The following is a 23,646-nucleotide window of genomic DNA, read 5'->3' on the forward strand; positions in this document are numbered from 1 at the left end:
CGCGCTTTGGCCTATAGGCTCGGGGAAAGGGCGGCGTGTCGCGCAAGGCATCGCCGCTTTTTTCGCTTTTCCCCGGGAGAACCTGTCCATGGCACGGCGCAAGAAGGTCTATGAAGGCAAGGCCAAGGTCCTGTACGAAGGCCCCGAACCGGGCACGTTCGTCCAGTATTTCAAGGACGATGCCACCGCCTTCAACGCGGAGAAGCGCGCCACCATCGAGGGCAAGGGCGTTCTGAACAACCGTCTGAGCGAGTTTTTCATGACCGGCTTGAACAGCATCGGCGTGCCGACCCATTTCATCAAGCGCATCAACATGCGCGAGCAGTTGATCCGCGCCGTCGAGATCATTCCGCTGGAAGTGGTCGTGCGCAACGTCGCCGCCGGGTCCCTTGCCAAGCGTCTCGGCATCGAGGAGGGCACGCCCCTGCCGCGCCCGATCGTCGAATTCTATTTCAAGGATGACGCTCTGGGCGATCCGCTGGTGGCCGAAGAGCATATCCTCGCCTTCGGTTGGGCGACGCAGCAGGATCTCGACGACATGGTGTCGCTGGGATTGCGGGTGAACGATTTCCTGTCGGGCCTGTTTCTGGGCGTCGGCATCAAGCTGGTCGATTTCAAGATCGAGATCGGCCGCATTTGGGACGGCGATTACATGCGCCTGATCGTGGCCGACGAGATCAGCCCAGACAGCTGCCGCCTGTGGGATATCGAGACCGGCCAGAAGCTCGACAAGGACGTGTTCCGCCGCGATCTGGGCAATCTGGCCGACGCCTATACCGAGGTGGCGCGCCGGCTGGGTGTCATGCCGCAGCGCGAAGCCGGCCCGACCAAGCCGACGCTGATCAATTGACCGCGCTGCCCCGCCGGGGTCGTGCATGAGACTGCAAAAGGGAAGGGCAGGGGCGATGAAGGCCACCGTGACCGTGATGTTGAAACCCGGTGTTCTGGACCCGCAGGGCGAGGCGGTGAAATCCGCGCTCGGCGCGATGGGCTTCGACGGGGTCGAAGGCGTGCGCCAGGGCAAGGTGATCGAGCTGGACCTGGCGCCCGGCACGACCGAGGCGCAGGTGACCGACATGTGCGAAAAGCTGCTCGCCAATACCGTGATCGAAAGCTACCGGGTGGAGATCGCCTGATGCGGGCGGCGCGGCTGACCGGCTGGCGCCAGCCACTTGAGATCGGCCGCGCGCCCGACCCGGTTTGTCCCCGCGACGGGGTTGTGCTTGAGGTGCTGGCTTGCGGCATCTGCCGGTCCGACTGGCATGTCTGGACCGGGGGCGACCCGGTCGATCTGCCCCATATCCCCGGCCACGAATATTGCGGCGTGGTGGTCGAAACCGGCCCTGAGACGCGCTGCTGGCGTGTGGGCGACCGCGTGATCGCGCCCTTCATTCTGGCCTGCGGCGCCTGCCCCGACTGCCAAGCGGGGCAGCAGACGATCTGTGCGACACAAGTGCTGCCCGGTTTCACCTGTGACGGCGCCTATGCCGAGCGTGTCGCGGTCGCCCATGCCGATGCCAATCTCACGCGCCTGCCCGAGGGGATGGACCCGGCACTTGCCGCGGCGCTGGGATGCCGCGTGACGACGGCCTGGCATGCGCTGACGGGGCGTGCCGCGCTCAGGCCCGGCGAATGGCTGGGTATCTGGGGCGGTGGCGGCGTGGGCATCGCGGCCCTGATGCTGGGCCGGGCGATGGGCGCGCGCGTGGCGCTGGCCGATGTCGTACCCGAGAAGCTGGCGCAGGCCCGCGCGCTGGGGGCCGAGGTGGTGATCGATGCGCGCGGCGACGACCCGACGGGCGCCATGCGCGAGGCCACGGGCGGCGGCGTCCACCTGTCTGTCGAGGCGTTGGGCGTCACGACAACGACCGAGAACGCGTTGACATCCTGCCGAAAGCTGGGGCGCATGGTTCAGGTCGGCATGCCGGCGGGCGATCATCTGCGGATGGACCTGCCGTGGGATGCCGTCTATTCCGGCCAGCTTGCCATCTATGGCACGCGCGGGATGCCGGCCCATCGCTACCCCTCGCTGCTCGATTTCCTCACCGCAACGGATCTGGACCTCTCGCCGATGATCGCGCGCCGCGTGGGCCTGTCCGATGCGACCGCCGAGCTTGAGCTTTTCGACCGCGCCGCGCCGCCGGGCGTGGCCGTCATCACCGATTTCACCGCCTGATCAGGAGTTTCGACCATGCGTGCCGCCGTTCTCGTCTTTCCCGGCTCCAACTGCGACCGCGACCTTGCCGTGGCCTTCCGACAGGCGGGGTTCGACACGCAGATGGTCTGGCACAAGGACACCGATCTGCCCGAGGGGCTGGATATTGTCGGCGTGCCGGGCGGGTTTTCCTATGGCGACTACCTGCGGTGCGGGGCCATTGCCGCGCAATCGCCGATCATGCGCGCCGTGGCCGGGTTCGCGGAACGTGGCGGGCATGTTCTGGGCATCTGCAACGGGTTCCAGGTGCTGTGCGAAACGCGGCTGCTGCCGGGCGTTCTGATGCGCAACGCGGGGCTGAAATTCACCTGCAGGATGCAGCCGCTGACTGTCGCCACGACCGACAGCCCCTTTACCAATGCCTACAAGCCGGGTCAGGAGATCGCGTTGCCCGTCGCCCATCATGACGGCAACTACCAGATCGACGACGCGGGCCTCGCGCGGTTGCAGGCCGAGGACCGGATCGCCTTTGCCTATGAGGGCAATCCGAACGGCTCGGTCGCTCATATCGCCGGGGTTCTGTCCGAGAATCGGCGGGTGCTGGGGCTGATGCCGCATCCCGAACGCGCGGTGGATGCGGCCCATGGCAATACCGACGGCGGGGTCCTGTTTGCCAGCCTCGCCGCAGCGCTGGTCGCGGCCTGAGCCGGGCGCGCGGCAGCCGAGGGTTGAGCGCCATGCCCCCGCTGGCGTAACCTGACCCCCATGAGCGTGACAGACAGCGCCCCTTCAGCCAGCCGTCGCAACAGGGTGGGCCGCCCCTGGGTGACGCGCCTGACCATGCTTTTGTTTCTGTCGGTGGCCGTGGCGGTGGTCTGGGTGTCCAACATCCTGCTCACCGAACGGTTCACCGAGACCACGCGCAACCGGGCTGAACTGCGGCTTGCGCTCTATTCAGGGTCGATCCTGTCCGAGGTGCAGCGCCATTCGGTTGTCCCGCTTTTGCTGTCGCGCGATCCGGTGCTGATCCGCTCGCTCGAACAGAACGAATATTCCAATACTTCCGCCCACCTGATTTCCTTTGTCGAAGAGATCGGGGCCGCGTCGCTGATGCTGCTGAGCCGCGAGGGCCGCGTCGTTGCAGCCACCGACCGCCAGCGCCTGTCGGAATTGCGGTCGTCCGAGCCCTATTTCGTTTCGGCCCTGCGGTCCTCGGATACGGTTTTCAACATCTCGCAGTCGGAATCGGGGGTGTTCGGCTTTACCTTCTCGCGCCGGGTCGAACTGGACAACCGCCTGCTGGGTGTCATCCTGGTCGAGGTCGACCTGGCGCGGATCGTCGAGCGATGGCGCGGCACCTCCGAGGCGGTGTTCCTGACCGACAGCACCGGCCAGATCATCTTGTCCACCGAACCGCGCTGGCGCGGGTTGACCGAGGACGAGGCCCTCGAACGTCAGCCGGCCCCCAACGCGATCCAGCGCGCGCTCGAGGCGACGGGCGACTGGGCCTTTGGCGATCCGCGTCCCTATTTTTTCGGGGATGACACGATCCGCCTGCAAAGCCGCATCTCGTTCCGGGGCTGGCGCATCGTCAGCTATACGGCCTATGCCTCGGTGCGCGAGCGCGTGAATTCGGTGCTGGCGCTGGAAATCATGGGATTTGCCCTGCTGCTGGCCGGCGCGTTCTATGTCCTCAGCCGCCGCGCGCGCCTGCAATCGGTGGTGCTGCAACGCGAGTCGGCCGAACTGCGGCGTCTGAACGTCCGTCTGCAGCGCGAAATCGCCGAGCGTCAGAGGGTCGAAAAGACGCTGGAAGAGGCCGAGCAAAGCCTGGCCCAGAGCCAGAAACTGGCCGCCCTGGGCGAGATGTCGGCCGCGGTCAGCCACGAGTTGAACCAGCCCCTTGCGGCCATGAAGACGTATCTGGCGGGCGCGCGTTTGTTGCTGCAGCGCCGCCGCGTGGACGAGGCGGCGTCCTCGTTCCAACGGATCGACGACCTGATCGAACGGATGGGCGCGATCACGCGGCAGTTGAAATCCTATGCGCGCAAGGGCGGCGATGCGCTCGAACCCGTCGATCTGCGCGAGGCGTTGAAGGGCGCGATCACCATGATGGAGCCGCAACTGCGCTCCAGCGATGTCGAGATCACGCAAAGCATGCCGCGCCGCCCGGTGATGGTGCTGGCCGACCGGCTGCGGCTGGAGCAGGTGGTGATCAACCTGCTCAGGAACGCGCTGGACGCGATGAAGGAAAGCGACCGTCGCGAATTGGACCTGATCATCGCCGAAGGCGACGAGGCGGTGCTGAGCGTGCGCGACAGCGGCAGCGGCATCGACGATCTCGAAACCCTGTTCGAGCCGTTCTATACCACCAAGAAACCCGGCGAGGGCGTCGGGCTGGGCCTTGCCATTTCGTCCGGTATCGTGTCGGACCTTGGCGGCAGACTGACCGCGCGCAACAGTGCGGGCGATGGCGCGGTGTTCGAGGTGCGCCTGCCGCGCCTGGGCGACCGGCCGGCCGATGCGGATGACGACGGGTCAGGGGCGTGACGGCAACGAACAAGGAAGGGGCCGCAATGAAAATCGCGATCGTGGATGACGAGCAGGACATGCGGCAGTCGATCAGCCAGTGGCTGTCGCTTTCCGGCTTCGAGACCGAGACCTACGCCTCGGGCGAGGATGCGCTCAAGGGGATCGGCGCGGATTATCCGGGCGTGGTCGTCACCGACGTCAAGATGCCCGGCATGGACGGGGTCACGCTGCTCAAGCGGTTGATGGCGCAGGACAGCGGCCTGCCCGTGATCCTGATCACGGGCCATGGCGACGTGCCCATGGCGGTCGAGGCGATGCGGATTGGCGCCTATGATTTCCTGGAAAAGCCCTTCAACCCCGACCGGATGACCGAACTGGCCAAACGGGCCAGCACCCAGCGTCGCCTGACGCTGGACAATCGCGCGCTGCGCCGCGAACTCAGTGACGGCAAGGTGCTGATGAAAAAGCTCATCGGCTCGTCCCCCGAGATGGAGCGCCTGCGCGAGGACATTCTCGATCTGGGTCAGGCCGACAGCCACGTGCTGATCGACGGCGAAACCGGCACCGGCAAGACGCTGGTGGCCCATGCGCTGCATGCCGTCGGCCCGCGGGCCGCCAAGAAACTCATCACCATCTCGTGCTCGGCCTATGACGAGGCCGATCTTGCCGCCCGGCTGTTCGGCCCGGCCCCCGACGAGGGCCTGCCATTGGTCGAGGAGGCGCGCGGCGGAACCCTGTGCCTGGAAGATATCGAGGCGCTGCCCAACGCGTTGCAATCGCGCCTGCTGACCTTCATCAACGAACAGGAAACCCCGCCGCAGACCCGGATCCTGGCGATCTGCAACCAGCACGCGCAGGGCCAGACGCTCGAGGATGTGTTGCGGCCCGACCTGTTTTTCCGTCTGTCGGCCATGACCATCGTCTGCCCGCCCCTGCGCGCCCGCGGCGAGGATATTCTGACGCTTTTCAACCGCATGTCGGAGCAATTCGCCGAGGAATACGGCTGTGACGCGCCGCAGGTCACCGCGCAGGAGGCGGCACAACTGTTGCAGGCGCCCTGGCCGGGCAATGTGCGGCAGTTGGTGAACATCGCGGAACGGGCGGTGCTGCAGAATCGCCGCGGCTCGGGCTCGATCACCTCGCTCCTGATGGCCGATAACGAAGCGACGGGGCCGACCATCACCACCGAGGGCAAGCCCTTGAAGGAATATGTCGAGGCGTTCGAGCGGATGCTGATCGACAACACGATGCGCCGTCACAAGGGCTCGATCTCGGCGGTGATGGAGGAGTTGTGCCTGCCCCGGCGGACGCTGAACGAAAAGATGGCGAAATACGGGCTCAGCCGGTCGGACTACCTGTGATTGCGGGCCGGATCGGCCGTCGCGCCGCTGCGAAGCCGGCCGATCATCCCCGCGTCTCGTGCATCCATGCACGAAATTCACGTTTCTGCATTGTCATTGCCGCATTCCATCCCCTAATGTGAAGATACGGTCGCACAGGCGACCGGTCACACAGTTTCTCTGCACCCGTCCGTCGCCGCGCGACAAACCCCGCCACGATCGGGGGGCAGCAGGTCACTCGGGCCCGAGCGCGTGTCAGCCCTTCGGCCCATTGAAACCGTCCCCAGCCGCGTGCGGGGGCATGTATTGGCGGTCAGGATTGGACCTGAACGCCGGAGTCACGGACGCGATGCAACGGCGCGACGCATATATCGGACGAAGGGACGGGGCACAGCGCCCCGGCCTGCACCGACGCCACATCGCCCCTACAGAACAACGCAGTCTTTCCGCGGCGGCACCCCCAGGGCGACCGCCGGTCGGGCTGCGAGCAAGGACATCATGGCAAAGAAGATGCTCATCGATGCCACCCATCCCGAGGAAACACGGGTTGTCGTGGTTGATGGAACCAAAGTCGAAGAATTCGATTTCGAGTCGCTGAGCAAGCGGCAACTGGCAGGAAACATTTATCTGGCAAAGGTCACGCGGGTCGAACCCTCGCTTCAGGCCGCATTTGTCGATTACGGCGGCAACCGCCACGGGTTCCTCGCCTTTTCGGAAATCCATCCCGATTACTACCAGATCCCGGTCGCCGACCGCGAGGCGCTGCTGGCCGAGGAACGCGAATACGCCGAGGCGATGGCCGCCGAGGCCGATGAGGAGCAAAAACCCAAACGCCGCCGCACCCGTCGCAAGAAGACGACGGACAAGCCCGAGGCCGACGGAACCGCGCCCGAGACGATGGCCGCACGGCACGACAGCGACGCGGTCACAAGCGCGCCGGCCGGCATGGACGTGGTCGATCTGACCGAGACCGAGGACGAGGCCGGCCCGGTCGAGGGCTTCCGTCAGGATGACGGCGGCTCGGCGACCGCGCCCGCGGACGCCCCCGCAAAGGCCAACACCGACGCGCCGGTCGAGGATCAGGCAGCCCCGGTGGACGACACCGCCGAGGATACGTCGTCAGAGGCGGTCTCCGACACCGAAGACACAGTCGAAAGCGGCGTGTCCGAAGACGACGCTGACACGGGCGACGATGTCGAAGACGGTGACGACAGTGACGATGACGCTGCCGAGGCCGACGAGGCCGATGGCACCGATGACAGCGACGCGGAAACTGTCGCGGATGACGACACCGAGGACGACATCCGCCCGGTGCGCAAGCCGCGCCCGCGCAAATACAAGATCCAGGAGGTCATCAAGGTCCGCCAGATCATGCTGGTGCAGGTCGTCAAGGAGGAGCGCGGCAACAAGGGCGCTGCGCTGACCACCTATCTGTCGTTGGCGGGGCGCTATTGCGTTCTGATGCCCAACACCGCCCGTGGCGGGGGCATCAGCCGCAAGATCACCAATGCCGCCGACCGCAAGAAGCTCAAGGAAACCGCGCAGTCGCTGGACGTGCCGCAGGGCGCGGGCCTGATCATCCGCACGGCGGGCGCCAAGCGCACCAAGGCCGAGATCAAGCGCGATTACGAATACCTGCAACGCCAGTGGGAACAAGTCCGCGAACTGACGCTTAAATCGGTCGCGCCCGCCCCGATCTACGAAGAGGGCAACCTGATCCACCGCGTGATCCGCGATCTCTACAGCCGCGAGATCGACGAGGTGCTGGTCGAGGGGGATGCCGGATACCGGCAGGCCAAGGACTTCATGAAGATGATCATGCCGTCCCACGCCAAGAACGTGAAGCACTACGCCGATCCGATGCCGCTGTTTGCGCGCTTCAAGGTCGAGGGCTATCTCGCCGACATGTTCAACCCGGTGGTACAGCTGAAATCGGGTGGCTACATCGTGATCGGCGTGACCGAGGCGCTGGTGGCGATCGACGTGAACTCGGGGCGGGCCACCAAGGAAGGCTCGATCGAGGAAACCGCGCTCAAGACCAATCTCGAAGCTGCCGAAGAGGTGGCGCGCCAGTTGCGTCTGCGCGACCTTGCCGGCCTGATCGTGATCGACTTCATCGACATGGACGAGCGGCGCAACAACGCCGCGGTCGAAAAGCGCATCAAGGACAAGCTCAAGACCGATCGCGCCCGCATCCAGGTGGGCCGGATCTCGACCTTCGGTTTGCTGGAGATGTCGCGCCAGCGTTTGCGCCCCGGTATGCTCGAGGCGACCACCCACGCCCTGCCCCCATTGCCATGGCACGGGCATCCAGCGCTCCGATGACAGTCTTGCATTGTCCATCCTGCGCCAGTTGGAGGAAGAGGGCACGCGCGGCCGCTCGCGCGAGGTGTTGCTGACGGCGCCGGTCGGGATCGTGAATTTCCTGATCAACCACAAGCGCGACTATGTTGCCGCCATCGAGGCCCGCTATGGCATGGCCGTCCGGATCGAGGCGGATGCCGCGCTGATCTCGCCCGATTTCAAGATCGAGAAGTTCAAGACCGCGACGCGCAAGGTCGTGGCCAGCGCGCCCGTGGTGTCGATGGATCGCCGCCTTGATGGAGGAAATCGAGGGCGAGGCGCAGGCCGTCGAAGCCGATACCGTTCTGTCGGACGAGTCGGCGGAGCGCCCCGAGGCCGAAGGCGACGAGCAGCCCCGCAAGAAACGCCGCCGCCGCCGCGGTGGGCGCGGGCGCCGCAAATCCAATGGCGAGGCATCGGCAGCCGAGGATCAGACCGCCACGGACGAGGCGGGCGACGATACAGCCGGCGACACGGCCGATGCCCCCTCGGGCGAGGGTCAGGCCGTGGATGAGATGCCCGAGGCAGAGGGCGAGGAAAAGCCCAAGCGCAAGCGGCGCAGCCGTCGGGGCGGGCTTGGCCGCAAGGACGACACCTCCGAGACCGTGAGCGACAGTCCTGCCGCGGATGCGTCCGAGGCCGTCGCGGCGTCCGATCCCACCCCCGAGGCCGATGCCGCGCCGGAGGGCGCGACCGCCCCTGAGGTCACGCCGGAGCCCGCAGTGGCGGAGGTCGCCGAACCCGCCCAAGGGGGCGACGCGTCGCCCGCGGCCGAGCCCGTTGCTGTGGCGTCCCCGGACCCCGAGCCTGTTGTTCAGCCCGAACGAGAGGCCGAGCCGGAGCCCACGCCCGAGGCAGACGCCGCGCCTGAAACCCAAGCCGACGCCGCGCCTGACCCCGAGGCCCAGCCGGAGCCTGCACTGGCCGACGCAGGGCCCGAGCCGGACACGTCGGAAGCGCCGGACAAGCCCAAGAAAAAAGGGTGGTGGTCGCTCGGCGGCTGACCCCTGACAACCGCGACAAACAAAAAGGCGCCCCGCGGGGCGCCTTTTTCATGCGGCTGTCCGTGGGATCAGTTCGCCTCGGCGCGGATGAGCTCGACGATACGCTGCATGTCATCGACACCGATCGCCCCGCGCACCAACTGGTCGCCGAAGACGAAGGTGGGGGTGCCGGTGATGCTCAGCCGACCGGCCAGATCCCGGTTGTAGGCGATGGTGCTGGCCACAAGCGGATCGTCCAGCGCCGCGACGATCTCTTGCGAGGGGAGGCCGTTTTCCTCGGCCAAGGCGATCAGCGCGGCCTCGGTCATGTCGCCGCGCATGGTGATCAACGCATCCGACATGGTCTCGTAGGCGTCATCGCCCAGGGCGACGCGTGTCGCGATGGCGAACTGCGAGGCCAGTAAGGATTGGTCACCCAGGATCGGAAACTCCTTGGCGACATAGCGGATATTGCCGTCGAACTCGATCAGCGCATCGACCTCGGGGGCGACACGCCGGCAATAGCCGCAGCGATAATCGAAGAACTCGACGATGGTGACATCGCCATCGGGATTGCCGCCCACCCAGTCGAAGGCCGAGTTGAACAGCGCATCGGCATTGGCGGCCACGGCCATCTGGTCGCGCTCGACCTCGGCATTGGCCTGACGCTCTTCCAGAACCGCGATGGCCTCCATCAGAACCTCGGGGTTGTCCAGCAAATAGGCCCGCACCTCGGCGCGGAACGCGTCGCGCTCGGCATCTGTCATCTCGGTCAGATCGGCCAGGGCGGGCGTGGCAAGGGTGGCGGCAAGCGCCAGCGGGGCAAGGAATTTCATTCGGCTCACTCTCTCCGGTTGTCGGACACGGTCGTGCCCACGTAGCACAAAGCGCCGCGGCGACCTGCGCGACACAGGCGCACGATGGGGCACGTGTCGATGTGGCGGGCAGGCGGGTCGCATTGACGCCCCGGCTCGGGGCTGCTTTCTGATCGGCGCGGAGCATAGGGGGCAGAGCATGCGCATATCAACCCGATCGAATGTCGATCCCTTCATGGTGATGGACGTGATGGAGGCCGCCCGCGCGGCGGAAGAGGCCGGGCGCCACATCGTCCATATGGAAGTCGGCCAACCGGGCAGCGGCGCGCCCGAGGCCGCCCGGCGCCGGCTGGCGGACGAGATGGAAAAAGGCCCCCTTGGCTACACTGTCGCCCTGGGCCGTCCCGATCTGCGCGCGGCCATCGCGGCACTTTATGACGAATGGTACGGGCTCGACCTCGATCCGGCGCGGGTCGTGCTCACCTCGGGGGCGTCGGGCGGGTTCCTTCTGGCCTTTTCGGCGCTGTTCGACGCGGGCGACCGGGTGGCCCTGGGCGAGCCGTGCTATCCCTCCTATCGGCAGATCCTGCGCGCCATGAGCCTCGATCCCGTCGGCCTCGTCACCACGCCCCAGACCCGGTTTCAACCCACGCCGGGGCAATTGACCGAGGATCTGGCCGGCCTGATCGTGGCCAGCCCCGCGAACCCGACCGGCACCATGCTGGGGCAGGGCGAGATCGACGCGCTGGCCGGCGCCTGCGACGCCCAGAACATCGCCCTGATCTCGGACGAGATCTATCACGGCCTGCAATACGAGGGGCGGGCCATCTCGGCGCTTGAGGTGACGGACGAGGTCTATGTCATCAACTCCTTCTCCAAGTATTTCTCGATGACGGGCTGGCGTCTTGGCTGGATGGTCGTGCCCGAGGATCACGTGCGCACCATCGAACGGCTGGCGCAGAACATGTTCATCTGCCCCAGCCATGCCAGCCAGATCGCGGCCCTTGGCGCCCTGTCGCCCGAGGGGCGGGCCGAGTTGGACCAGCACCGCGCGGTTTATGCCAGAAACCGCGAGATCCTGTTGGCCGGCCTGGCCAAGGCCGGCCTGACCAATACAGCGCCAGCCGACGGGGCCTTTTACGTCTATGCCGATGTGTCCCATCTGACCGGCGACAGCCTTGCCCTGGCCGACCGCATCCTGGCCGAGGCCGGGGTGGCCGTCACGCCGGGGCTCGATTTCGACAAGGGGCGCGGCGGCGGGACGCTGCGGTTCTCCTACGCGCGCGGCACGGCCGAGATCGAAGAGGGTGTGACCCGCCTGATCCGGTTTTCTCCGCCGGATGACGGCTCTTGACTCGAGGCTTGGGGCCGCGCCGGACCTTTGCTAACGTCGCGCCAAACGACACCGGAGCGAATGTCGTGCTGAGAGCAGTTCTGATCCTATGCCTGACGCTGGTCGCGTCCTTGCCTGCCGCGGCGCAGGGATTTGGCGCGATGGCGCGTGTTCTGGCGGGCGATAGCGCGCTCGGCGATCGGGGGCAGGGGGCCGAGATGACGCTGGCCCTGACCCAGGCGGTGCCGTTTCGCGTCTTTAGCCTGACCGGGCCCTATCGTGTGGTGGTCGATCTGCGACAGGTAAGTTGGTCTGGCTTGCCAGCCGATTTCGATGGGGCCGAGGCCGTGACCGGCGTCGATACCGGCGCGGCCTACCAGCCGGGCTGGTCGCGCATGGTGCTGACACTCGACGCCCCGCTTTTGCCCGCGGTCGCAGCGATGCAGACCGATCCGGTGACAGGTGCGGCCGAAATCACCCTGCGGCTCGAGCCCGCAACGCCCGAGGCCTTCGCCGCCGCCGCCGGTGCGCCACCGGGCACCGAGGCCGGTCTTGCCGCCAGGCAGGCCGCACCGCTTGTGGACGAGATCAGCCGCACCGATGGACGGCTGGTGGTCGTTCTCGACCCGGGCCATGGCGGGGTCGATCCCGGTGCCGTGCGGGGGGCGCATCACGAGGCCGACCTCGTCCTGACCTTTGCGCGCGAGCTGCGCGAGGCGCTGCGCCGCACCGGTCAGGTCGAGGTGGTGATGACTCGCGATGCCGATATTTTCGTCCCGCTGCCCACTCGGATCACTCTGGCGCGGGCGGCGGGGGCGGACCTGTTCATCTCGATCCATGCCGATGCCGTGGCCGAGGGGCGGGCCCAGGGCGCCACCGTCTATACCCTGTCCGAGACGGCCTCGGACGCGGCGTCGGCGGCCTTGGCCGAACAGCATGACCGCGCCGACCTGCTCGAAGGGGTGGATCTGTCGGGCACCGACGACGTGGTGGCCGACATCCTGATGGATCTGGCGCGGGTCGAAACCGCGCCGCGCGCCGCCGCGTTGGCGGACACGCTGGTTGCGGGCATAGACCGGGCCGGTGTGGCGCTGCATTCCCACCCAAGGGGTGCGGCGGGGTTTACGGTGCTCAAGGCGGCGGATATCCCGTCGGTCCTGCTGGAGATCGGGTTCATGTCCGCCGATGGCGACCTGGAAAACCTGTTGAATCCGGGTTGGCGCGCGCGGATGCAGGGCGCGCTGGTCGCGGCCATCCTCGACTGGGCCGAGGCCGACGCCGCGCGCAGCGCCCTGTTGCGGCAGTGATCCGCGCGGACTGGGCCGAATTTCCTTCGAGAAGGAAATTCAGGCGTCGCGCGGTCCGCCGGTATACCGGGCCAGCCAGACCGAGTGGCCCATCAACGCGGCATCCTCGGGGCGGAACCAGATCACGTCGAAGCCATGTGACATCAATAGCCGCCGATAGGCCTCGGGCGCGAGACTGGCGTGATAGACGGGCGAGCGTCCCACGGTGCCGACCGCCTCGCCGGCCGCGGGGCCGGTGGTCAGCAACAGGCGCGCGCCGGGGGCGGCATGGGCGGCAAAGATCGGGAACATGCCCTCTTGGTCCGTCGGCGAGAGGTGAAAGAAACTGTTAAACGCCAACAGGATGTCGAATGTCTGCCCGAGCGCCAGGCCGCGCATGTCGCGGTGAACGCGCCGCATCTCGGGCACCCGTGCCGCCGCCTCGGCCAGCATGGCGGCCGCCCCATCGACGCCGGTGACACGATCGCCCCGCCCGACGAGCCACGCGGCGATGGGCTGACCCGATCCGCATCCCAGGTCCAGCACGCGCAACCCCGGCGGACGGTCCGCGACACAGGCCTGCAGGGCCGGTTCCTCCCACAAGCTGCGGTTGCGCGTGGCGGCCCATTGCGCGGCCTCGACCTCGTAGGTGGGCAGAATGTCATCGGGGCCGGGACGCGTGCTCATCGGGGCAATCTGCACCTCTTTGGGGCGCGCGAAAACCCGCCTGTGGCTTTTGACCCGATCCGCCGCGCCCCGTATAAGCGGGATATGCAGAAAAAGGCGCGGGCATGATCCGATTCATCACTGGCATTTTCGGCGCGCTGTTCAGCGCGGTGACCCTCGGGCTGGTCTTTGCCGCGCTTGGCATCGGCGGCTTGCTGTTCATGTATTCGCGCGATCTGCCCGATCACGAGACCCTCGCCAATTACGCGCCGGCCACGATCAGCCGCATCTATTCGCGCGAGGGGCAGGTGGTGGACGAATTCGCCGCCGAGCGCCGCCTGTTCATCAGCGCCGAGGAAATCCCCGATTTCGTGGCCCAGGCTTTCGTCTCGGCCGAAGACCGCAATTTCTACGAGCACCAGGGCTATGACCCCCGCGCCATCGCCGCCGCCTTCGTCGAGGCCGTGCGCTCGCGCGGGCGCGACGTGCGCGGGGCCTCGACCATCACGCAGCAGGTGATGAAGAACTTCCTTCTGGATGGCAGCCGCACCATCGAACGCAAGGTGCGCGAGATCATCCTTGCCGCGCGGATCGAGCGGAGCCTGTCCAAGGACCGTATCCTGGAATTGTATCTCAACGAGATCTTCCTCGGGCAGAACTCCTACGGTGTGGCCGCGGCCGCGCAAACCTATTTCAACGCCCCGCTCGAGGATCTGACGATCGGGCAGGCGGCCTACCTGGCCGCCCTTCCGCAGCGCCCCGCTACGCTGCATCCGGTGCGCGATTACGACGATGCCGTCAGCCGCCGCAACTATGTGCTGCGCGAGATGTTACAGAACGGCTACATCACCCGCGACGAGATGGAACAGGCGCAGGCCGCGCCGCTGGAAACCGTTCAGGGCGGCCATATCGAGGCGTATCGCGGCTCGATCCCGCCGCGGAACTATTTCACCGACGAGATCCGCCGCCAGCTGTCGAACCGCTATGGCGAGGATGAGTTCTTCACCGGCGGGTATGCCGTGCGCTCGTCGATGGATGAAAGCCTGCAAGAGGTGGCCGAGGCCGCGTTGCGCCGCGCGCTTGAACGCTATGATCGCGACCGCGGGCTGTGGCGCGGCCCGCAGGACCGGGTCGACCCCGCCGAATTGACCGACGAGGAAAGCTGGCGTGGTGCCTTGGCGCGCGCCGATATTCCGCGCGATATCGACGGCTGGTACCCGGCCGTCGTTCTTGCGGTCGGCGACAGCAGCGCCCGGATCGGGATCGAGGGCGTGGACGAGGACGCGGACGGCCATTTCATCCCGGCCGAGGATGTCACATGGGCGCGCCCGGTGGACGCAGACGGCAATCGCGGATCGCAGGCGCGGGTGGCCGGCGATTTGCTGAGCGTCGGCGATGTCGTGCATGTGCGCGCCATGACCCGCGACAGCGATGGCAGCTTCATGCGCTGGACCCTGCGGCAGGTGCCCGAGGTGCAGGGCGCCTTCATGGCGATGGACGTGAACACGGGGCGCGTCCTGGCGATGCAGGGCGGGTTTTCCTACCAGGCCTCCAGCTTCAACCGCGCCACGCAGGCCACGCGTCAGCCCGGCTCGTCCTTCAAGCCCCTGGTCTATGCCGCCGCGCTGGATTCGGGCTACAGCCCCAATACCATCGTCATCGACGCCCCGATCGAGGTCGAGACCGGCGATGGCATCTGGCGACCGACCAATGCCTCGAACCAGTTTTACGGGCCCTCGCCGCTGCGCACCGGGATCGAGCGGTCGCGCAACCTGATGACGGTGCGCCTGGCGCAGGATGTGGGCATGGAAACCGTCGCGCGCTATGCCGAACGCTTCGGCGTCTATGACGACATGCAGCCGTTCCTGGCCAACAGCCTCGGCGCGCAGGAGAGCACCCTGTTCCGCATGGTGGCGGCCTATGCGATGTTCGCCAATGGTGGCGAGCGGGTCGAACCGACGCTGGTCGACCGCATCCAGGATCGCTATGGCCGCACCGTCTATCGCCATGATCAGCGGCTGTGCGCCGATTGCGATCTCGAGCAGATCGACGCTGGCCTTGCCCCGCGCATCGTGTCGAACCGCGAGCGGGTGATCGACCCGATCACCGCTTATCAGTTAACCTCGATGATGCAGGGCGTCGTGCAACGCGGCACCGCCGCCGGCACGGTGGGCGGCGCGGGTCTGGGCGTGCCTTTAGCGGGCAAGACCGGCACGACCAACGATGCACGCGACGTGTGGTTCGTGGGCTTTTCCTCGACCATCGTGGCGGGCTGCTACATCGGCTATGACCAGCCGCGCAGCCTTGGGCGCGGGGCGTCGGGCGGCGGCATGTGCGGACCCGTCTTTGCCCAGTTCATGCGCGAGGCGATCCGCGAATATGGCGGCGGCGCCTTCGAGGTGCCCGAGGGCGGCACCTTCTATCCGATCGACCGCTATTCCGGTCAGCGTCTGCCGGCCGGCAGCCAGGGCGAGCATGTGGTCTACGAGCTGTTTCGCGAGGGCGAGGCCCCCTATGAGGGGCTGTTGTCGGTCATCGACGGCGGCTGGGGCATGGGGTCGGACCTGCCGATGTTCGGCGCGGGCGAGGGCGATGCGCCCGAGGGCGGCCCCGCCGCCACCGCCCCCGAAGAGGCGACGGTCGAAACCACCGGCGGTGGTGAGGCGCGCGTGCCCACGGGCACCGGGTTCGGCACGCTGTCCTCGGGCGGTCTCTACTAGCGCGCGGGATCTGCGCGCGCCCGCTTGAGGGTGGGCGCGCGATCCTCTATCTCTGCCACACCGTTCGAGAAAGGCAGACAAAGATGCGCGCCGAAACCCAAGGCCATATCGAGAAGATCCGCAAATCGCTGGACCTGCTGGGTCAGCGCATGGATATCGAGACCGCCCAGCACCGGCTGGAGGAATTCAACGCGCGCGTCGAGGATCCCAACCTGTGGAACGACCAGGCCGCAGCGCAAAAGCTGATGCGCGACCGCCAGATGCTGGTCGACAAGCTGGCCACCTACGAGCAGATCAAGTCGGGTCTGAACGACAATGTCGAATTGATCGAACTGGGAGATGGGAGGACGATGCCGAGGTCGTCGCCGAGGCCGAGCAGGCCCTTGCCGATCTGGTCAAGGTGGCCGCCGCCAAGGAGCTTGAGGCCCTGCTCGATGGCGAGGCGGATGGCAACGACACGTTCCTCGAAATCAACGCGGGCGCCGGCGGCACCGAGGCCTGCGACTGGGCGCAGATGCTGGCGCGCATGTTCACCCGCTGGGCCGAGAAGAAGGGCTACGAGGTCGAGCTGCAATCCGAGGAGGCCGGCACGGAGGCCGGGATCAAATCGGTCAGCTACAAGATTTCCGGCCCCAATGCCTATGGCTGGCTGAAATCCGAAAGCGGCGTGCATCGGCTTGTCCGCATCTCGCCCTTCGGCAAGGGCACGCGAGAGACGTCTTTCGCCTCGGTCTGGGTCTACCCGGTCGGGACGACAATATCGAGATCGACGTGAACCCCGCCGATATCCGCATCGACACCTACCGATCCTCGGGCGCGGGCGGGCAGCATGTGAACACGACCGACTCGGCCGTGCGGATCACCCACGCGCCCACCGGCATCGTCGTCACCAGTTCCGAGAAATCGCAGCACCAGAACCGCGACATCGCCATGAAGGCCTTGAAATCGCGTCTCTATCAGCTGGAACTCGATCGTCGCAACGCCGCCATCAACGAGGCCCACGAGGCCAAGGGCGATGCCGGATGGGGCAACCAGATCCGATCTTACGTGTTGCAGCCCTACCAGATGGTCAAGGATCTGCGCACCGGGTTCGAGACCAGCGATACCCAGGGCGTTCTGGACGGCGATCTCGACGGGCTGATGGCCAGCGTTCTGGCGCAGGATGTTTCGGGCAAAAGCCGCGCCGACGCCCGCGCCGAGGATTAGGGCCGCGCCCCCCTCATCGGGGTTGCGCCCATCGCGGTCGGGTCCGCGGCGGGGCTTCTGTCAGGGTCGGTCAGACCGGCGTCGGAAAACAGCCGCGTGCCCAATGCCTCCAGCATCGAGGGCGTGCCCGGATGGGTCGGGATCGTTGCGGTCGTCGCAATCAACACGGCCAGCAGGTTGGCGCTGACGCTGGGTGGCAGGAATCTGAGACGCATGAACTCCTCGCCTCGGGTGGCATTGCCCGAGTCTTTCTATCGGGTTCTTGCGCCCAGACCTCGATCGGGATCAAGCCCTGATGATTGCGCGCTTCGTCACATCCGGGCTAGGGGAAGGGGACACAAGAAAAGAACGGGGGAAGAGATGCGCGATCTGATGGGCCTTGGGGCGCTCGACCTGGCACAGGCCATCGCGCGGCGCGATCTTTCGCCGGTCGATCTGATGCGTGCCACGCTGGCCCGGATCGACGCGGTGAATGGCGATGTCAACGCCATCGTCAGCCTGCGGGACCGCGAAACCCTGATGGGCGAGGCCCGCCTGGCCGAGGCGATGGCGCCCGAGGGGTGGCTGCACGGCATCCCCGTCGCCATCAAGGACCTGGTCGGGGTCAAGGGGCTGCGCTCGACCTGGGGCTCACCGATCCTGGCGGGGAACGTGCCGGTCGAGGATGACGCCATCGTGCGCCGGATGCGCGCTGCAGGGGCCATCATCATCGGCAAGACGAATGTGCCGCAATTCGGCCTGGGCTCGCATTCGACAAACCCCGTCTTCGGCCCCACGCGCAACCCGATGGACCTGTCGAAAACCGCGGGCGGCAGTTCCGGCGGCGCGGCGGCGGCACTGGCCACGGGCATGTTGGCCATCGCCGATGGCTCGGACATGATGGGCAGCCTGCGCAACCCGGCGGCCTGGTGCGATGTCTGGGGGATGCGCCCGACCGTGGGCCTTGTCACGGGCGATGTGCGCGATGCGGTGCTGCTGCATCGGCTGTCCACGCTGGGGCCGATGGCGCGCGACCTGGCTGACCTTTCGGCCTTTCTCGGCACCTTGTCGGGTGGGGCATTCGACGCAAGCGCTGATGCATCGACCAAACCGCGCATCGGCTGGCTGGGCGATTGGGGCGGCGCCTATCCGATGGAGGCAGGCATCCTCGGCTCGGCCGAGGCGGCGGTGGCGCGCATGCCCGATCTGGGCTGGACGGTCGAGGCGGTGGCCCCGCCGGTGCCGGCCGATCTGCTCTGGCAAAGCTGGACCGACCTGCGCAGCTTTGCCGTGGCGATGGACCTGGCGATCCACTACCGCGACGAAGACACCCGTGCGCGCCTCAACCCCCAGGCGCAATGGGAGGTGGCGCGCGGGCTGGCGATGACAGGCGACCGGGTCGAGGCCGCCGCCGCGCTGCGCCGCGACTGGCTGGCCGCGCTGGACCAACTGTTCGCGCAGTATGACGCGGTGGTTCTGCCCTCGACCCAGGTCTGGCCATTCCCGGTCGACTGGGACTGGCCGCGCGAGATCGCGGGGCAGGGGTTGGATACCTATCACCGCTGGATGGAGGTGGTCGTCCCGGCCAGCCTTGCGGGTCTTCCAGTGGTGAATCTGCCCGCCGGGATTGCCGGGAATGGCCTGTCGCACGGGTTGCAACTGATCGGGCCGGCCGGGTCGGACGCAAGGCTGCTGACCCTGGCTGCGGCCTGGGAAGAGATGATGGGCCCGCGCCCCATCCACCGCCAAGACGCTTTACGCATGTGAAATCGGCGGTCTAAGCTTCGCACGGGAGGAGTGCGAACATGACTGACGTGTCGGGCCACGGCGCGCCGTCCAAGGTGCCGCGCGTGAACCAGATGGCCATGGGCGATCTGTGGTACGCGCTACGGATGGGCGCGCGGGATTTCTACCGCAAACCGATGATGGGCCTGTTCTTTTCGCACGTCTACGTGGTGGGTGGTTGGCTGATCTACCTGTTCCTCTTCGTGACCGAGCAGGAATGGTGGGCGATCCCCTTTACCGTGGGCTTCCCCCTGCTGGGGCCGTTTCTGGCCGTGGGCCTTTACGAGGTGTCACGCCGGCTCGAGATCGGCGACACCGATTTCCGCCGCAACGACATTTTCGGCGTGATCTGGCGGCAGCGCCTGCGGCAACTGCCCTCGATGGCCTGGGTGGTGATCGTGTATTTCCTGTTCTGGTCCTTCTTCGCCCATATGCTGTTCGCGCTGTTCCTCGGGCCATCGGTCCTGACCAACGTCACCACGTCCTATGCCTATCTGCTGGAGCCCGAGGGGGTCAGCATGCTGGTGGTCGGAACGGCCTTTGGCGCGGTCTTCGCCCTTGTGCTGTTCGCGCTGACGGTGGTCTCGCTGCCCCTGTTGCTGGACAAGGAACTGGATTTCGTCACCGCGATGCTGACCTCGATCAAGGTGGTGCAGCGCAACAAGCGCGTGATGCTGGTCTGGGCCGCGACCATCGCGGGGCTGACATTTCTGGGATTGATGCCGTTTCTTGTGGGCCTGTTCGTCGTGCTGCCGATCCTTGGGCATGCGACGTGGCATATCTATCGCCGCGCCCTGACGCCGCTGGACTGACCGCAAGGGCAGGAAACGTGACAGAAAAAAGCCGGGCGCGCAGGCCCGGCCTTTGATCTTGTCGCGGGGCCACACCAGGGGCGCGGCCGGTGGCAGCGTCAGCTGTCGTCGCTCTTGGACGCGGCGGCCATCGGGCGCTGCATCGGCGGCGGGGTCGCGGGGCGGCTGGTCTGACCCGTCGCCGGGGTGTTGCGCTGCCCGGTCGACAGGGGGTCCTCGGCGCGTTGCACCGAGCCTTCGAAATGCGCGCCGCTTTCGATGGCGATCGTCTTGTGAATGATGTCGCCTTCGACCCGCGCGGTCGAGGTCAGGCGCACCTTCAGGCCCCGCACGCGGCCCACCACCTTGCCGGTGACGACGATATCGTCGGCGACGATCTCGCCCTCTATATTCGCGCTTTCGCCGACGGTCAGCAGATGGGCCCGGATGTCGCCCTGAACCGTCCCCTCGACCTGAATGTCGCCGGAGGTGCGAAGGTTTCCTACCACCGTCAAATCGGAGCTGAGCACCGAGGGGCTCGGCTTGGACTTGGCGGGGGCGTTCGTGGGCTTGTTCATGGGGTCTCCCGATTTCGTCGATGTGGAGCCAGACGATGCCGAGCTCCCGGCGGTGCCTGGCGTGCTGTCGGAGGCACCGCCCTGCTTCGGCCCGGGTTCGTTGATCTTGGATTTAGAAAACATCGCGTCCTGCCGTAATGAAGGTCATGGGGTTTACGGGATCGTTATTGCGGCGCACCTCATAGTGCAGGTGGGTGCCCGTCGACCGTCCGGTATTGCCCATATCACCGATCAACTGCCCGCGCGAGACCCTTTCGCCTTCGCTCACGCGGATGCGCGACAAGTGGCCGTAACGGGTGCTGAGGCCAAAGGCGTGGCGGATCTCGACAATGTTGCCATAGCCCGACATGCGCCCGGCATAGGTGACGACGCCATCGCCGCCCGCCAGGATCGGGGTGCCGCGCGCGCCGGCGAAATCGGTGCCGTTATGCATCCGGCGGCCGCCGTTGATGGGGTCGCGGCGCCAGCCGAAGGGCGAGGTCATGCGATAATTGCCGCCGACCGGCATGCTGAAGGGCAGTTGCTCGGCCGCGATCCGATAGAGGTTCAGTTGATCCAGCGTGGAAAGCACCTCGTTGGCGCGGCCCGACAGGCGGTCCGGCCGGTCGCCCGAGGTCGACATGGCGATGGGGGTCAAGGGGCCGCCCTGACCGGAATAGGTGGCGCGCACCTGTCCGATGATATCATCGGTCGCCAGGCCCGCGGCGCGGAACATCTCGTCCAGCGGCTCCATCGACAAGGCCACCGCATCCTCGATCTGGCTGAACACGCGTTCCTGACGCTCCTGGTCAAGGGCGGCCTGGAAATTCAGCTCTTCGATGGTCTGCGCGGCATCGGCCATGGCCAGCAGGGTCAGGTCGCGGTCCTGCGCCGTTTCTTCCAGCGCCTCGGTCAGGAAGGCCAGCGTCTCGCTCAGTTCGCGCTCGCGCGCGGCGGCCGTCTGCATCGAGCCTGTATCCGCCTGCAATTCGGATTGCAGCGCGGCAACCTCGATCCGGGCGGCGTCGCGCTGCTCGATCGTGGTGCGCAGGCTCGCCTGGATCCGATCGACGGCGGTTTCCAATTCGCGCGCCCGTTCCTCGGCGTCGAGCAGACGCGTCTGCATGTCCGAGACCTGGTCCATCGCAAGGGCAAAGCGTTCCTGGGCCATGCGGGCCTCGGTCGCGCGGGCGTTGCGTTCTTCGGCCAGGGCGTTCAGCCGGTCCTGATACATCAGTTCCTCGCGCTGCGCCTGTTCGCGCGCATTGCCGGCGGAAATCGTGTCGATCAGGAAAAAGGAGGTCACGATGATCGTCCAGCCGACCAGGACCGCCGAGCCCAGGATCATGCCGGCCTGGGTCAGGGGGCGAAGGCGAACGAACCGCGTGCCTTCGTTTGATTTCAGGAATAGCCGTTGTTCCGGCAAGTGTCGCTCAAGTGTCGCGTTCACGCGACTTGCAAGCTGAGAATTCACTGTCCTGCGCCTCGTCTTCCCCGATTTTTTTGACCATCTCACCATGTCCCTTGGTGAAGACGGCCCGCCCGGGGGATAAGACACACCGTCGTTTTGAGCAACATCCTAGCGGTTTTCCGCGCGGAAGGCAGCTTAAATCATCGAAATTTGGCAAAATTCCGCCGACCCGCCGGCACTGCCGCGCCGAAAACGCTTGTGCCGGGGTGCGCGACTCACTCCGCCAACGGCCAGTAGAAATCGGGTGGCAGACCCGCTTCGGCGCGTTTTTCCTCGTTGAAGGGCGGCTTCAGCGCGCCATGGAAATAGCGACGCACCAGATCGTGGAACGCATCCCTGGGGTCGGTGTCGTGGCGGCCGCAGAGAAAATGGAACCATTTCGACCCATAGGCGACATGGTGGACCTCTTCGGCATAGATGACTCGCATCGCCTCGACGGCCTGGGCGGCGGCCGGTTCGTCGCGTTGCGCCCTTTCGAAAATCTCGATCATGCCGGGCGTCACATCCAGCCCGCGCGCCTCGAGCACCATCGGCACCACCGCAAGGCGGCCCATCAGATCGTCCCTGGTATCCTCGGCCGCGCGCCACATGCCGGCATGGGCGGGCAGGGTGCCATAAGGGCAATCCATGCGATCGAGCACATCGCAGATCAGGTTGAAATGCTTGGATTCCTCGTCTGCCGATTTCACCCAGTCGTCGTAGAACCCGATGGGCATGGGAACATCGGTGAAGCGCGCGACGATGTCCCAATGCAGGTCGACGGCGTTCAACTCGATATGGGCGACCGCATGCAGGATGGCGCGGCGGCCTTGCGGGCTGCCGGGGCGGCGGCGCGGCACATCGCGCGGGTCCAGCAAGGCGGGCCGGTCGGGGCGCGCGGGGCGGTCCGGCGGCGTGGCGCTGCCGATTTCGGGTGTCTCGCCACGGGCGCGCGCCGCCTGCCACTGCGCCGCGTAGCGCCGCGACAGGGCGGTCTTCCCGCGGCCATCGGCGGTGCGCAGCACGGCCTCGGCCATTTGGGCAAGGGGGGGCATGTCGGTCATGGGCCGATGGTCTGCGAAACCGGGGCCGGCGCGTCAAGACGGCGTGGCGCGCGGCCGGCCGTTCCGGACGGGCCGACCTTCCCCGGTGCGCTGCGGGTCAAAGGGCGCGTACGGCCGCAAGCACCTCGTCGGCATGGCCCGGCACCTTCACCTTGGGCCAGACGCGCGCGATCCTGCCCTCGGAATCGATCAGGAAGGTGGACCGTTCGATCCCCATGAATTTCTTGCCGTACATGCTTTTTTCCTTCCACACGCCAAAGCGTTCGCAGGTGTCGCCCGCCTCGTCCGAGGCGAGGATCACCCCGAGGTCATGCTTGGCGATGAACTTGTCATGTTTGGCCACGCTATCCTTGGAGATACCGATGACGGTGGCGCCTGCGGCCTTGAACTCGGGTGCCAGGTCGGTGAAGGCGATGGCCTCCTTGGTGCAGCCCGAGGTATCGTCGCGCGGGTAGAAATACACCACCACGGGTCGCGGACGCAGCGCCGACAGGGTGATCGTCTCGCCACCGTCGCGGGGCAGGGTGAAATCGGGCGCCATATCGCCGGCCTCGGGCATCGGGAAATCTCCGTTCAGGTGTCGCTGTCGTGCCGGCGCGCCTCCGCACCCCGACGCAATTGCAAGCTAGGCGGTTTGGAGC

At 66.6% G+C, this 23,646-nt stretch carries 19 protein-coding genes and 2 pseudogenes; 13 read left to right on the forward strand and 8 right to left on the reverse strand.

The features are described from left to right. The first annotated feature begins 88 nt into the window (after nt 1-88). The 7 genes and pseudogenes from purC to ROSELON_RS18785 all read left to right on the forward strand — a co-directional run bounded on the left by purC (nt 89) and on the right by ROSELON_RS18785 (nt 9,374). The gene (gene purC / locus ROSELON_RS12035; protein ID WP_025312628.1) at nt 89-850 is read left to right on the forward strand and encodes a phosphoribosylaminoimidazolesuccinocarboxamide synthase; all 762 of its coding nucleotides are present in this window, start codon (nt 89-91) and stop codon (nt 848-850) included. 55 nt (nt 851-905) lie between these two features. After that, nucleotides 906-1,136, forward strand: coding sequence for a phosphoribosylformylglycinamidine synthase subunit PurS (purS, locus tag ROSELON_RS12040; protein WP_025312629.1), 231 nt, complete (start codon nt 906-908; stop codon nt 1,134-1,136). Beyond that, nucleotides 1,136-2,176 (forward strand): zinc-binding dehydrogenase, encoded by a 1,041-nt coding sequence (locus ROSELON_RS12045; protein WP_025312630.1) that lies wholly within the window; start codon nt 1,136-1,138, stop codon nt 2,174-2,176. The genes purS and ROSELON_RS12045 overlap by 1 nt, the downstream gene beginning before the upstream one ends. Nucleotides 2,177-2,191: 15 nt before the next feature. Next, complete coding sequence (gene purQ / locus ROSELON_RS12050; RefSeq protein WP_025312631.1) at nt 2,192-2,860, forward strand: phosphoribosylformylglycinamidine synthase subunit PurQ; 669 nt, start codon at nt 2,192-2,194, stop codon at nt 2,858-2,860. 60 nt (nt 2,861-2,920) lie between these two features. Next, the gene (locus tag ROSELON_RS12055; RefSeq protein WP_025312632.1) at nt 2,921-4,705 is read left to right on the forward strand and encodes a sensor histidine kinase; all 1,785 of its coding nucleotides are present in this window, start codon (nt 2,921-2,923) and stop codon (nt 4,703-4,705) included. Between the two features lie 26 nt (nt 4,706-4,731). Continuing rightward, on the forward strand, nt 4,732-6,048 hold the full coding sequence (locus tag ROSELON_RS12060) for a sigma-54-dependent transcriptional regulator (protein ID WP_025312633.1): 1,317 nt from the start codon (nt 4,732-4,734) through the stop codon (nt 6,046-6,048). A gap of 477 nt (nt 6,049-6,525) precedes the next feature. Further along, a pseudogene (locus ROSELON_RS18785) lies at nt 6,526-9,374 on the forward strand (Rne/Rng family ribonuclease). Between the two features lie 68 nt (nt 9,375-9,442). Here the strand turns inward: ROSELON_RS18785 and ROSELON_RS12070 are convergent. Further along, nucleotides 9,443-10,189 carry a DsbA family protein gene (locus ROSELON_RS12070; protein WP_025312634.1) on the reverse strand — a complete coding sequence of 249 codons (747 nt, stop codon included), beginning with the start codon at nt 10,187-10,189 and terminating at the stop codon, nt 9,443-9,445. A gap of 178 nt (nt 10,190-10,367) precedes the next feature. Here ROSELON_RS12070 and ROSELON_RS12075 point away from each other — a divergent pair, with 178 nt between their 5' ends. Then, complete coding sequence (locus tag ROSELON_RS12075; protein WP_025312635.1) at nt 10,368-11,522, forward strand: pyridoxal phosphate-dependent aminotransferase; 1,155 nt, start codon at nt 10,368-10,370, stop codon at nt 11,520-11,522. Nucleotides 11,523-11,587: 65 nt separating this feature from the next. Further along, nucleotides 11,588-12,808 (forward strand): N-acetylmuramoyl-L-alanine amidase, encoded by a 1,221-nt coding sequence (locus ROSELON_RS12080; protein WP_342665287.1) that lies wholly within the window; start codon nt 11,588-11,590, stop codon nt 12,806-12,808. A 39-nt stretch (nt 12,809-12,847) separates the two neighbouring features. Here ROSELON_RS12080 and ROSELON_RS12085 read toward each other — a convergent pair whose 3' ends face one another. Next, entirely contained in the window at nt 12,848-13,474 is a 627-nt protein-coding gene (locus tag ROSELON_RS12085) for a class I SAM-dependent DNA methyltransferase (protein ID WP_025312637.1), read from the reverse strand. A gap of 104 nt (nt 13,475-13,578) precedes the next feature. Between ROSELON_RS12085 and ROSELON_RS12090 the strand changes: the two genes are divergently transcribed. Continuing rightward, complete coding sequence (locus ROSELON_RS12090; RefSeq protein ID WP_025312638.1) at nt 13,579-16,173, forward strand: penicillin-binding protein 1A; 2,595 nt, start codon at nt 13,579-13,581, stop codon at nt 16,171-16,173. On the opposite strand, the gene ROSELON_RS18790 is transcribed toward ROSELON_RS12090, so the two are convergent. After that, entirely contained in the window at nt 16,170-16,412 is a 243-nt protein-coding gene (locus tag ROSELON_RS18790; protein WP_245605465.1) for a hypothetical protein, read from the reverse strand. The genes ROSELON_RS12090 and ROSELON_RS18790 overlap by 4 nt on opposite strands. Between ROSELON_RS18790 and prfB the strand changes: the two are divergent. Beyond that, nucleotides 16,311-17,379 (forward strand): annotated as a pseudogene (gene prfB, locus ROSELON_RS12095) (peptide chain release factor 2). The gene ROSELON_RS18790 and the pseudogene prfB sit on opposite strands and share 102 nt — an antisense overlap. Here prfB and ROSELON_RS12100 read toward each other — a convergent pair. After that, nucleotides 17,376-17,594 carry a hypothetical protein gene (locus ROSELON_RS12100; protein WP_025312639.1) on the reverse strand — a complete coding sequence of 73 codons (219 nt, stop codon included), beginning with the start codon at nt 17,592-17,594 and terminating at the stop codon, nt 17,376-17,378. The pseudogene prfB and the gene ROSELON_RS12100 overlap by 4 nt on opposite strands. Before the next feature lie 145 nt (nt 17,595-17,739). On the opposite strand from ROSELON_RS12100, the gene ROSELON_RS12105 reads away from it, so the two are divergent. Beyond that, nucleotides 17,740-19,125, forward strand: a complete 1,386-nt coding sequence (locus ROSELON_RS12105) for an amidase (RefSeq protein ID WP_025312640.1) — start codon at nt 17,740-17,742, stop codon at nt 19,123-19,125. A 38-nt stretch (nt 19,126-19,163) separates the two neighbouring features. Continuing rightward, complete coding sequence (locus ROSELON_RS12110; RefSeq protein WP_025312641.1) at nt 19,164-19,955, forward strand: DUF2189 domain-containing protein; 792 nt, start codon at nt 19,164-19,166, stop codon at nt 19,953-19,955. A 98-nt stretch (nt 19,956-20,053) separates the two neighbouring features. Here the strand turns inward: ROSELON_RS12110 and ROSELON_RS12115 are convergent, their stop codons facing one another. The 4 genes from ROSELON_RS12115 to ROSELON_RS12130 form a co-directional block, all read right to left on the reverse strand. Continuing rightward, nucleotides 20,054-20,635: a bactofilin family protein gene (locus ROSELON_RS12115; RefSeq protein WP_025312642.1), complete on the reverse strand. Its 582-nt coding sequence runs from the start codon at nt 20,633-20,635 to the stop codon at nt 20,054-20,056. Next, on the reverse strand, nt 20,625-21,965 hold the full coding sequence (locus tag ROSELON_RS12120; RefSeq protein ID WP_025312643.1) for a DUF5930 domain-containing protein: 1,341 nt from the start codon (nt 21,963-21,965) through the stop codon (nt 20,625-20,627). The genes ROSELON_RS12115 and ROSELON_RS12120 overlap by 11 nt, the downstream gene beginning before the upstream one ends. A gap of 212 nt (nt 21,966-22,177) precedes the next feature. Further along, the gene (locus tag ROSELON_RS12125) at nt 22,178-22,996 is read right to left on the reverse strand and encodes a ferritin-like domain-containing protein (protein WP_038651497.1); all 819 of its coding nucleotides are present in this window, start codon (nt 22,994-22,996) and stop codon (nt 22,178-22,180) included. Between the two features lie 106 nt (nt 22,997-23,102). Beyond that, nucleotides 23,103-23,564 carry a peroxiredoxin gene (locus ROSELON_RS12130; RefSeq protein WP_025312644.1) on the reverse strand — a complete coding sequence of 154 codons (462 nt, stop codon included), beginning with the start codon at nt 23,562-23,564 and terminating at the stop codon, nt 23,103-23,105. Nucleotides 23,565-23,646 lie beyond the last annotated feature (82 nt).

The sequence above is a fragment of the Roseibacterium elongatum DSM 19469 genome, assembly GCF_000590925.1.
In the GTDB taxonomy this organism is placed as follows: Bacteria; Pseudomonadota; Alphaproteobacteria; order Rhodobacterales; family Rhodobacteraceae; genus Roseibacterium; species Roseibacterium elongatum.